Source organism: Dyella sp. 01N36, assembly GCF_056399745.1.
Map to the genome: position 1 here is coordinate 42,503 of NZ_JBFTRY010000008.1, position 10,544 is coordinate 53,046.

The 10,544-nt window shown below is 64.0% G+C and carries 11 protein-coding genes; 10 read left to right on the plus strand and 1 reads right to left on the minus strand.

Annotated features, from left to right (window positions below):
- Nucleotides 1–250: 250 nt before the first annotated feature.
- From AC1DMG_RS03680 to AC1DMG_RS03690, 3 genes are read left to right on the plus strand one after another with little or no spacing between them, the layout of a single operon-like run.
- Nucleotides 251–1,009 carry an STN domain-containing protein gene (locus AC1DMG_RS03680; protein ID WP_477176469.1) on the plus strand — a complete coding sequence of 253 codons (759 nt, stop codon included), beginning with the start codon at nucleotides 251–253 and terminating at the stop codon, nucleotides 1,007–1,009.
- 45 nt (nucleotides 1,010–1,054) lie between these two features.
- Complete coding sequence (locus AC1DMG_RS03685) at nucleotides 1,055–1,564, plus strand: RNA polymerase sigma factor (RefSeq protein ID WP_477176470.1); 510 nt, start codon at nucleotides 1,055–1,057, stop codon at nucleotides 1,562–1,564.
- A 4-nt stretch (nucleotides 1,565–1,568) separates the two neighbouring features.
- Nucleotides 1,569–2,537: a FecR family protein gene (locus tag AC1DMG_RS03690; RefSeq protein ID WP_477176471.1), complete on the plus strand. Its 969-nt coding sequence runs from the start codon at nucleotides 1,569–1,571 to the stop codon at nucleotides 2,535–2,537.
- Nucleotide 2,538: 1 nt separating this feature from the next.
- Here the strand turns inward: AC1DMG_RS03690 and AC1DMG_RS03695 are convergent, their stop codons facing one another.
- Nucleotides 2,539–2,934, minus strand: coding sequence for a hypothetical protein (locus AC1DMG_RS03695; protein WP_477176472.1), 396 nt, complete (start codon nucleotides 2,932–2,934; stop codon nucleotides 2,539–2,541).
- Nucleotides 2,935–3,083: 149 nt separating this feature from the next.
- On the opposite strand from AC1DMG_RS03695, the gene AC1DMG_RS03700 reads away from it, so the two are divergent.
- From AC1DMG_RS03700 to AC1DMG_RS03730, 7 genes are all read left to right on the plus strand, one after another.
- On the plus strand, nucleotides 3,084–4,685 hold the full coding sequence (locus AC1DMG_RS03700; RefSeq protein ID WP_477176484.1) for a ShlB/FhaC/HecB family hemolysin secretion/activation protein: 1,602 nt from the start codon (nucleotides 3,084–3,086) through the stop codon (nucleotides 4,683–4,685).
- A gap of 59 nt (nucleotides 4,686–4,744) precedes the next feature.
- Nucleotides 4,745–6,541: a DUF2341 domain-containing protein gene (locus AC1DMG_RS03705; RefSeq protein WP_477176473.1), complete on the plus strand. Its 1,797-nt coding sequence runs from the start codon at nucleotides 4,745–4,747 to the stop codon at nucleotides 6,539–6,541.
- 11 nt (nucleotides 6,542–6,552) lie between these two features.
- Entirely contained in the window at nucleotides 6,553–6,957 is a 405-nt protein-coding gene (locus AC1DMG_RS03710) for an ExbD/TolR family protein (protein ID WP_046973016.1), read from the plus strand.
- A 17-nt stretch (nucleotides 6,958–6,974) separates the two neighbouring features.
- Nucleotides 6,975–7,649 carry a TonB C-terminal domain-containing protein gene (locus tag AC1DMG_RS03715; protein ID WP_477176474.1) on the plus strand — a complete coding sequence of 225 codons (675 nt, stop codon included), beginning with the start codon at nucleotides 6,975–6,977 and terminating at the stop codon, nucleotides 7,647–7,649.
- Between the two features lie 61 nt (nucleotides 7,650–7,710).
- Nucleotides 7,711–9,474, plus strand: a complete 1,764-nt coding sequence (locus tag AC1DMG_RS03720; protein ID WP_477176475.1) for a putative porin — start codon at nucleotides 7,711–7,713, stop codon at nucleotides 9,472–9,474.
- A gap of 11 nt (nucleotides 9,475–9,485) precedes the next feature.
- Nucleotides 9,486–10,109 (plus strand): hypothetical protein, encoded by a 624-nt coding sequence (locus tag AC1DMG_RS03725; protein WP_477180183.1) that lies wholly within the window; start codon nucleotides 9,486–9,488, stop codon nucleotides 10,107–10,109.
- A gap of 149 nt (nucleotides 10,110–10,258) precedes the next feature.
- Nucleotides 10,259–10,516 (plus strand): hypothetical protein, encoded by a 258-nt coding sequence (locus AC1DMG_RS03730; RefSeq protein ID WP_477176477.1) that lies wholly within the window; start codon nucleotides 10,259–10,261, stop codon nucleotides 10,514–10,516.
- Nucleotides 10,517–10,544 lie beyond the last annotated feature (28 nt).

The following is a 10,544-nucleotide window of genomic DNA, read 5'->3' on the forward strand; positions in this document are numbered from 1 at the left end:
ATCCGCAGCGCTGCGCCGACAAACACTAGTGAGAAACGAGCTCGGGTAAATCGTCGTCCTGGCTTCGCACCAGGAGGCTAATGCGTGCACAAACTTCCTAGAAAAGTTTCCCGCCTCCTGTCTCCGGCGCGCATTTGTCACTGATCAGACATCTCCGCTGTCATATTCACCTGGCCTTCGCATAGATTCATAAACCCGTCGCGTTATCCAACTGACATAAGCTACCGTTACTATTTTTCGGGATATGCGAGTGACCGCGTTCGATGCAAGAACCCGTCATTCGGTCTTCTGGAAGCACTTCATGTCGCACGCCTGGTGGGCGCTCGTGTTGTCGGGTTGGCTTTGTTGGGGGACGAGCCATGCAGGTGGATTACAAGCGTCAACAACTGGCATGGCTGCGGGCAGCGCCGTCGGCGTCTACGTGTTCGACATTGGCCCGCAGCCGTTGAGCACCGCGGTGAAAGCGTTCAGTGATATCACCGGGCAATCGTTGCTGGTGGATGAGCGACTGCTGGTCGGCAAGGTGTCGCCGGGAGTGCGCGGCGAGTTCACGACGGAAGACGCCCTGCGCCGATTGCTTGCGGGAACCGGCCTGCGCGAGCGCTATGCCTCCGACAAGGCGTTTACGCTGGAATCGTTCGGCAGCAGTAGCACGCAAGTTCTCACTGAGAGCGACGCACAGGGCGCGATCGACAATACCTGGGAAGTTTACGGAGCTTCACTGCAGGCTGCCCTTGAACGGGAACTGTGCCGCGTGCCGAATGCGAAACCGGGTACGTACCGGCTGGCCTTGCAAGTATGGATAGACGAAGAGGGCAGGGTGAATCGGGTACGTTTGCTGGGCTCGACCGGATTGCAGACACGCGATGCCACGATCAGTGGCGCGCTTGAAGGCGTGCATGTGGAACCGCCGCCGGCCGGCCTGGGCCAGCCCATGACGCTGCTGCTCCTGCCCGCGAACAAATCGCACCCGCTGCGCTGCGAGGCCCCCGTGGCCTCGCGCGGCTGAGGCATCGCGATGGGGCCTTCGTCTCTCTCCTTGCTTGGCCTGTTCATGGAGTGGCAGCCGGAGCTGCGCCGCCGCCTGCGTCGCCGCCTGGGCTCCGAAGAACTGGTGAACGACGTGCTGCAGGAGACCTATCTGCGCGTGGAGCGGATGGGCGACACCTCGGTCGTATCGCACAACCCCGAGGGCTACTTGTTCCGGATGGCCTTGAACGTCGCCGCGGACCAGCGCCAGGCCGACTCGCGTTACCTGACCGGCGAGGAAGTGGAGGATCTGCTGCACTTCGCCGATGACGCGCTCGATCCGGCGCGCATCGTCCATGCGCGGATGGAGGTGGCGGCCCTCGAACAGGCCATGGCGGAGTTGACCGAGCGCCAGCGCGCCATCCTGATCGCGTCGCGGGTCGACGACCTGCCGCAGCAGGAAATCGCCGACCGGTTCCGCATCTCGGTTCGCATGGTGGGCAAAGAATTGAAGCGGGCGCTGGAACACTGTGGACGGCGTCTCGATCGGCGTGTGGTCCAGCGGTTCGGTCCCGGGGCCGGAAAAGAGTCTTAAGGGTATGAGTTCACGTTCTTCCGCCATGGGCCACGATTCGGCGCTTCACCGCGAGGCGCGCGATTGGCTGCTCGTGCTCACCTCGGGGCGTGCCACCACGGATGATGCCTCGGGCTTCAAGCAGTGGTGCGCACAGAGCACGGCCCATGCCCAGGCCTTCGCCGAAACGCGCCTGCTATGGGAAAACCTGGGCACGGCGGCACGCAATCAACGCGAGCGGGAACAGGCGGCGACCAAACGTGTACGGATGAGTCGCCGCGCCTTCCTGGGCGGCGCCGTAGCGGCCTCGGCGGCCTTGCTGGTGGCCCGCTCACCGCTGAATCTTTGGCCCAGCCTGCCCGACGTCATGGCCGACTACCGCACTGCCACCGGCGAGCAGCGGCAGATCGAATTGAGTCCCGGCGTCGTCGTCGAAATGAACACGCAGACGGCGATGAATGTGCGCATGTCCGAAGGGCGTGCCGTAGGGATTGAACTGTTGACGGGGGAAATCCAGTTGCAGGTGTCGGGCGAACATGCCGGCAACTTCGAAGTAAATGCATTGCAGGGAGGCATCCACGCGGCCTCGGGCACGCTTTGCAACGTGCGTTGCCTTGATGGCCGGGTCCAAGTGACCGGCCTGGACGGAAACATCCGCGTGGCTTACCAGGGACGGTCAGAGGAGTTGGGTCGTGCCCAACAGGCGGGCTATAGCAGTGAAGGCCTCTCGCCTGTGGCGCCGGCCGATACCGACGAGGCCATCGCCTGGCGCCGTCGCGTGCTTGTATTCGACAACCGCCCGCTGTCGGATGTGATTGCCGAGATCAATCGCTATCGGCCCGGCAAGATCATCCTCACCAACGACGAACTGGCGTCACGCAAGGTGCACGCCCAGGTATCGCTCAACCAGCTCGGCGACGTCGCGTCGCTGATCCACCAGGCTTTCGGTGCGTCGGTGCGTTCCTTGCCTGGCGGCATCGTACTGGTCAGCTGATCTATTTCCCCCAAGGTTTATTGATGGCCGCGACCGACGCGCGTGCCACGTGCGCGCTCGCGCGCCTGTTGCGTGACGGCCTGGATGACAGTTTGGAGTCCAGGGCGGCGAAAACAGGCTGAAACAGTCGCTGACATGAATTTTTCGTGACTTGGTTCAGTCCCTGCGTCGGTGCGCCGTCTTTCTGGGCAAGGACGAATGCTGGGGCTGGGATGCCCACTTTCTCTTCCGTTCGGATCTGGTCCGGGCGGCCGTATTGGCGAGAGGGAAGGGTGAGACCCAAGGTCTCGCCCAGGGAAGGTTTTGCGCGATGGTTTCGAACGATGTCTGGCCGTTTGGAAGGCCATTTACGAGCATGGAAGGCGGTTTTGTTCGCCATGGCGAAGCGGTCGATCATGCCGGATCCGGCATTCGCGAGCGTATCGGTGCGGCCGCCGAAGTGATTCGGAAACCCGGCTGTCGCCGTTCGGTTAGAACCGCCGGCGTACCCTGCCGTGTCGCGCTCGCGCAGGGCACGCTGCGGGCGCTCAGGGGGTTGGCGTGCGCATGAACGACGGCAAGGGAATGGCGCGGCCAGCGCGTTTGAAGCTACTGGCGTTCGCCCTGATGTGCGCCTGCGGTGCGGTGCACGCGCAGCAGGATGCTGGCGCTGCCGGGCAGGCGCCCGCGCGCTTCGACGTCAACGAATACCTCGTGCGCGGCAACCATGTGCTTGATTCAACGGAGATCGAGCAGGCGGTTGAGCCGTATCTCGGCCCTGGCCGCAGCCTCGACGACGTCCACGCCGCCCGCGATGCGCTGCAGAAGATCTACCAGGCCAAGGGCTATCAGTCGGTCGTGGTGGAAGTGCCGCCGCAGCAGGTGAAGGATGGCGTGCTGATGCTGCAGGTCACCGAGAACAGCATCGGCCGCGTGCGCGTGGAAGGGGCGAAGTATCACTCGCCCGAAGCGATCCGCGATGCCGTGCCGTCGCTGGCCGAAGGCCGCGTGCCCAATTTCACCCAGGCGCAGGCGCAACTGGCGCAGGTGAACACGCAGCCCGGCCAGCAAGTCGTGCCGATGCTCAAGCCCGGCAGCTTGCCGCAGACGATGGACGTGACGCTGAAGGTTACCGACTCGTACCCGTTGCACGCCAGCGTCGAAGTGAACAACGACCACAGCGCCGATACGCCGGAGCTGCGCACCGTCGCCAATGTCCGCTACGACAACCTGTGGCAAGCGGGCCATACGATCTCCGCCACGTATATCGTCGCGCCGCAGGATCGCCATGCGGCCGAGGTCTATGCGCTGTCCTATCTCGCGCCGCTCAACAGCGACTGGGCCTTGCTGGGTTCGGGCTACAAGTCCAACAGCAACGCGAACACGCTGGGCGGCACCACGGTGCTGGGCAAGGGCAACTCCGAAACCCTGCAGGCGACGCGCAACCTGCCGCTGCTGGGTGCCTACAGCCAGTCGCTGTCGTTCGGCATCAGCCACAAGCACTTCGATCAGAACATCACGCTGGGTGAGGAGACCTCCAAGGTACCGATCACCTACTACCCGCTCAACGTCACCTATAACGGTCAGCGCAGCGGAGAAAGGTCGAACCTGGCCTTCACGCTCACCGGCAATCTCGGCTGGAGCGGCCTGGGCAGCTCGCGCACCGAGTTCGACAACCTTCGCTACAAGGCGAAGGACAACTACATCTATGTGCATTCGGACATCAACTACACGCACCTGCTGGGCGCGGATTTCTCCATCGCCGTGCGTGGCAGCGTGCAACTGGCCGATTCGCCGCTGATCTCCAGCGAACAGTTTGCGGCCGGCGGTGCAAGCAGCGTGCGCGGTTATCTGTCGGCCGAGGAAACCGGGGACAACGGTGCAGTGGCCTCGGTGGAACTGCGCAGCCCGTCACTCGCCAGCGTGGTTGGCCACTTCGTCGACGACTGGCGCTTCCATCTGTTTCTCGACGGCGGGCGCGTGTTGCTGATCGATCCGCTGCCCGACCAGCAAAGCCGCTTCAACCTGGTCAGCACCGGCGTCGGCACGCGCTTCAGCCTGTTCCGCGTGCTCAACGGCGAGCTCGAATTTGCCTATCCGCTGCATGACGGCACCCGCACGCGTGCCCGCAACGGGCAGGTGCTCTTCAGCCTGAAGGCCAACCTGTGAAGGACCTGGCCGCGAACCGCTCAAACCTTGGATTCCCGACGCTTAGGGGTGGAACTACGATGCGTTACCTGATCTTTGCATGCTTGCTATGCCTTTCGTGGATGGCGCGTCCTGCCCTCGCCGCCGACGTTTCCTGGTGGAACGACGACTGGACCTACCGCAAGCCCATCACCATCGACACGACGCCCAAGGGCGCCAGCATGACGCCGGCCACCGGCCGCGTGCCGCTGCTGGTGCGCCTGCATTCGGGCAACTTCCAGTTCGACGGCGTGGCCAAGAATGGAGCGGACCTGCGCTTCATCGCCGCCGACGGCAAGACGCCGCTGAACTACGAAGTGGAAACCTTCGATCCCGTCATGGGCGTGGGCCAGGTCTGGGTGGACACCGCCGACCTGCCGTCCAACGGCCAGCAGACCATCTGGATGTACTACGGCAACGCCAAGGCGCCGGTGCAGAGCAGTGGCGCGGCCACCTTCGATGCCGACTACACGCTGGTCTATCACTTCGACGAAGCCGCCGGCAGCCCGCCCAAGGACGCCACCGCTTACGCCAATAACGCGCAGAAGGGTGTGGTGCGCACGGTCGATGGCGGCATCGTCGGCCGCGCCGCGCGCTTCGACGGCACCGCTTCGGTCGAAGTGCCGGCGAGCACCTCGCTCAATGTCACCGACGGCGGCAATTTCACCTTCAGCAGCTGGATCAAGCTCGATGCCGTGCCGACGGCGCCCACGGCGATCTATGTGCGTCGCCAGGAAGGTCGCGCTTTCATCATTGCGCTTGCCGATGGTGCACCGTACGTCGAGGTGGACGGCGAGCAGTCGTTGCGCACGCCGGCGGGTGAAGCGCTGAAGCCGGGCCAGTGGACGCATCTTGCGGTGACGGGTGAAGCCGGCCACGTGCGCCTTTACGTCAACGGCCGTTCGTACGGCGAATTGGCGGCATCGATCCCCGTGCTGACTTCGATCGCTACGCTGGGTGGCGATACGGCCACCGCCTCGGGTGCGCCGCTGGCCAATCTTACCGGTGAGATCGACGAGCTGCGCCTCTCGCGCGTGGCGCGTCCCGCCGCACTGATTGCCATGGACGCGGCCTCGCAAGGCGCTGAATCCCGCCTGATGCAATACGGCGAAGACGAAAAGAAGTCGGGCTTCGGCTTCGGCTACTTCGGCATCATCGTCAAATCGGTGACGGTCGACGCATGGGTGGTCATCGCGATCCTGCTGGTGATGGCGGCGATCTCCTGGGTGGTGATGTGGAACAAGGGGCGCTATGTCAGCACCGTCACCAACGCCAACGATCGCTTCCTCGATCGCTTCCGCACCCTTGGCACCGACTTGCTTGGCATGTCCGATACGAACAACTACGCCAGCGAATTTGCCCAGTCCTCRCTGTATCGCCTGTATGAAGTCGGCAAGAAGGAAGTGTGGCGCCGTCGCGACAGCCACGGTCGCCTGGTGATCGCCAGCGAGTCGATCGAAGCGATCCGCGCCGTGATGGACTCCACCCTGGTGCGCGAAAACCAGAAGCTCTCGCGCTCCATGGTGATGCTCACCATCGCGATTTCGGGCGGTCCGTTCCTTGGCCTGCTGGGTACCGTGGTCGGCGTGATGATCACCTTCGCCGCCATTGCCGCGGCGGGCGACGTCAACATCAACGCCATCGCACCCGGTATCTCTGCCGCATTGCTTGCCACCGTGGCCGGCCTGTTCGTCGCGATTCCCGCGCTGTTTGGCTACAACTACCTGTTGACCCGCAACAAGGCGGTGACCGCGAACATGCAGGTGTTCGTGGATGAATTCGTCACGCGCCTCGCCGAGCTTCATCGGGACATCGACCAGCCCGCGGTCACTGCCTGAGGAGAATGGCCATGCAGGTTCAAGACGACGACAAGCCGTACGACGACATCAACATCACGCCCATGCTCGACCTGGCGTACGTGTTGCTGGTGATCTTCATCATCATGACCACGGCCTCGGTGCAGGGCGTGAAGGTGAACCTGCCCAAGGCCAGCACGTCGGTCAGCCTGGCAAAGCCGCAGACCAAGGCGATCACGGTGTCCGACAGCGGGCAGATCTTCCTCGACGCGTTCCCGGTCTCGCTGAGCGAGCTCGAGCAGCGCCTGCGCACGCAGAAAGCCGTGACACCGGATTTCCCGGTCATCGTCAAGGGTGACTCCAACGTGCAGTACCAGAAGGTGGTCGACATCCTCGATCTCCTGCGCCGCCTTGATCTTTCGCAGGTCGGCCTGGTCACCGGCAAGCAGCAAGGCTGACGGTGCGAGGGCCATCCATGAACGCACCGGCACCAAGGAATGGCGGATGGAAGCGCTGGCGTGGACGCATCGGCGTCGCGGCTGCCGTGATCATCGCCGGGCTGCTGCTGTGGCAGTTCGCCGGGCATCAGGTGGGTGTGCGGCGCTCGGCGCCGCGCATCGCCACCATCACGCCCTTGCCGCCACCGCCACCGCCGCCGAAAGAAAAGCCACCCGAACCGAAAAAGCTCGAGGAAACCAAACAGGAACTGCCCAAGCCCAATGAGCCGATGAAACCGGTCGATGCGCCCAAGCAGGCGCCGGACCTGGCTAAGCAGGTGACCATCAACGGTCCGGCGCAGGCGGGCAACGACTCGTTCAACATCGGCGCGGGCGATGGCGGCGGCATGGTCGGCAGCGGCGGCGGCAACGGTGTCGGCGGCGCGTCGTACGAGCAATACCTCGGTTACGCGCTGCAGCAGGCCATTGAACACGACGATCGCACGCGCCGGCTCGCCTTCGACGTGAAGGCCAGCCTGTGGATCGAACCCGATGGCCGCGTGTCACGCATCGAACTGATCACGCCCAGCGGTTCGTCCACCACCGATCACGCGCTGGTCGAAGTGCTGCAAGGCCTGCATATCGATACGCCGCCGCCTCCGACCATGCGCATGCCGATACGCGCGGCCATCCGTGGACGTCGACCGGTATGAACCTCACTTCTTTGTTCTTGTTTTGCTTGCCGCACGGCAACACCACGCATTGGAGAAACTCATGAGTTCCAGGAATGCTCTGCGCGCAGGCGCGCGCCTCACGCGCCGTGCACTGTGCGCCAGCATCGCCATGCTGCTGGCAGTCACCTCGCTGTCCACGCTGGCGAAGGATGCCGCGCCGTCGCCCAACGCCACCATCAACCTGATCCGGCTGATGGTGAAGAAGGGCTTGATCACCCAGTCCGACGCCGATGGCCTGATCTCGCAGGCAAATACCGAGGCCGCCCAGGCGCAGCGTGTCGCCGCCGCGGTACCGGTGGCACGGCCGCCGGTCGACGGTGCACAGCCGGGCGATGTGCGCGTCACCTACGTGCCTCAGAGCGTGCGCAACGAAATCCGCGAGCAGGTGAAGCAGGAAGTGGTCGCCCAAGCGAAGAGCGAGCACTGGGCCACGCCCAATGCCATGCCGGAATGGCTCGATCGCATCAGCTGGTCGGGCGATATCAGCGTGCGCGACGAATCGTGGCTGTACAGCCGCAGCAACTCGCCGTACTTCATCGATTACGCGGCGCTCAACCGGAACGGCCCGTTCGACATCAACCAGATCTCGCAGGGCGTCAATCCGCCGATCCTCAACTCGCAGCAGAACCGCATGTCGATCCTGGACATGCAGGCGCATCTGGCGATGACCGCCAAGGTCGCCGACACGGTGACGGCTGGCGTGCGCATCGGCACCGGCAACGACAACAACCCGGTGTCCACCACGCAGGCGCTGGGCGGCGGCCTGGTCAAAAAGGACCTCTGGCTGGACCGCGCCTGGATCAAGTGGCAGCCCTATAGCTGGGGCTCGCTCACCGCCGGCCGCATGGCCGATCCGTTCTTCGTCACCGACCTGATCTATTCGCCGGAACTCAACTTCGACGGTGTCGCCGGCAAGTTCAATGTGCCGTTCAACAGTGATGTCGACGGCTTCGCCACGGCGGGCTTGTTCCCGATCCAGTACACCGGCAACAACACGCCATCGCAGGCCTTCGGTTACGACAAGAACCACTCGGACGAGCGCTGGATGTCTGCGTTGCAGCTGGGCGCGACGTGGCACATCGACGACGATATGAAGTGGAGCGCCGCGCTGGCGTACTACTACTTCGAGGGCATGCGCGGCAAGTTGTCCGAGCCGTGTCCCATCTATACCGGCATCAACTACTGCAGCACCGACGACGATGCGCCGGCCTTCATGCTCAAGGGAAACACCTTGTTCCTGCTGCGCGACATCGTGCCCGATCCGGCTTCGCCGAGTAACTATGCGCAGCCCCAGTTCGTCGGCCTGTCGTACGACTACCACCTGGCCAACGTCACCTCGACCTTCGATTTCAAGATCGGCGAAACGCCGGCACGCATCCAGGCCGACTACGTGCGCAACATGGCCTATCACGCCAAGGACGCACTGACGCGCTACGCCAACGGTCTGGGCACGCCGGTGAACAACTACGACAACGGAACGTCGGCAACGGAAACCGGCCCGTACAAGAGCGGCCCGGTGGGCTGGCTGCTGCGCGGCATCCTGGGCAATCCCAACCCGATGGCGGCGAACGACTGGAACGTCACCTTCGGCTACAAGTACCTGCAGCCCGACGCCGTGCTCGACGGCCTCACCGACGTGAACTTCCACCTCGGCGGCACCAATGCCAAGGGCTTCATCTTCACCGCGGATTACGGCATCGCCACGCGTACATGGCTTTCGGCGCGTTACTTCAACGCCAAGCAGGTGTACGGACCGCCGTTGTCCATCGACGTGGTGCAGCTTGAGATCAACACGAAGTTTTGAGGAGCTTGCCCATGAAAGCCAAGTCACGTTTCTACCTGTTGCTGATCTTGCTGGGGCTTACGGGCTCGCTGCACGCGCAGACCCTGGAAGAACAGTTGCGCAGCCAGCTGCGTGATGCGCGCAGCCAGTTGCAGGATCTGCAGAACGACCAGGCCAGCTGGCAAGCCCAGAAAGCCTCGGCGGAGAGCGAGCGCGACCAGGCCCGCAAGGCGCTGGAGCAGGCCCAGGCCGAGCTGGCCCGCTACAAGTCCGGCGCGGCCGGCGACGGCGTGGCGTTGAAAAGCGAGCGTGATGCGCGGCAGCGGGCGGAAGAAGCGCTGCAGCTCGATCACAAGGCCGTCGCGGAGCACGCGGCGCGCCTGCAGGATCAGCAGACCCGCAACACCACCTTGGCGACGCAGCTGGATGCCGCAAACAAGGAGTTGAGCACGTGCACGGCGCGCAACGAGGCGCTCTACAAGATCGGCAACGAAGTGGTCGATGCGTACGCACACGTCGACATAACGACGATAGTCGCATCACGCCAGCCCTTCGCTGCATCGGCACGCGTCAAGCTGGAGAACGCAGCGCAAGGGTATGGCGACCGCCTCTATGAGCAGCGCTACAAGCCCGCTGTCGGGGCAGCGCAGCCGTGAAGGCGCAGCGCGCAGGCGTGCGAAAGCCGCCTCGCGCGTGGCGGTACATCGTTTTGGCAGGGGTTCTGGCGTCCGCATGCGCCGAACAGGTGACGGCGGCCGAAGGGCCGTCGTCGTCTTCTTCTGTCGCGTCGCCCAGCTGCGTGGACGTGAGCATCAACCAGCATGCGGTGCTCGCCTTCGACTGTCTCAGCCGCGCGCTGGCCACCGGTTCGCAGCAGCCTGTCGCGCCACAGCCCGTACTCGATGCGGTGGCGAACGATCCGTCGAACCGGCTGGTGGGCCAGTACAACTTTTCTGCGCTGAGCCATCGCATGGGCTCCAACCTCGGCAAGTCGGTGTATCCGCAACGTCCGCCGCCGGCCGTACCTGCGCCACCGGCCGTGCAACTGGCGCCGAGGCATTGAATGCGCGCGCATGACAGCCGATGTGACG

Coding starts and splice junctions, on each gene's coding strand:
- AC1DMG_RS03715 (WP_477176474.1), top strand. CDS start 6,975: ATGAACGCACCGGCACCAAGGAATGGCGGATGGAAGCGCTGGCGTGGA.
- AC1DMG_RS03710 (WP_046973016.1), top strand. CDS start 6,553: ATGCAGGTTCAAGACGACGACAAGCCGTACGACGACATCAACATCACG.
- AC1DMG_RS03700 (WP_477176484.1), top strand. CDS start 3,084: ATGAACGACGGCAAGGGAATGGCGCGGCCAGCGCGTTTGAAGCTACTG.
- AC1DMG_RS03695 (WP_477176472.1), bottom strand. CDS start 2,934: ATGATCGACCGCTTCGCCATGGCGAACAAAACCGCCTTCCATGCTCGT.
- AC1DMG_RS03725 (WP_477180183.1), top strand. CDS start 9,486: ATGAAAGCCAAGTCACGTTTCTACCTGTTGCTGATCTTGCTGGGGCTT.
- AC1DMG_RS03720 (WP_477176475.1), top strand. CDS start 7,711: ATGAGTTCCAGGAATGCTCTGCGCGCAGGCGCGCGCCTCACGCGCCGT.
- AC1DMG_RS03690 (WP_477176471.1), top strand. CDS start 1,569: ATGAGTTCACGTTCTTCCGCCATGGGCCACGATTCGGCGCTTCACCGC.
- AC1DMG_RS03685 (WP_477176470.1), top strand. CDS start 1,055: ATGGAGTGGCAGCCGGAGCTGCGCCGCCGCCTGCGTCGCCGCCTGGGC.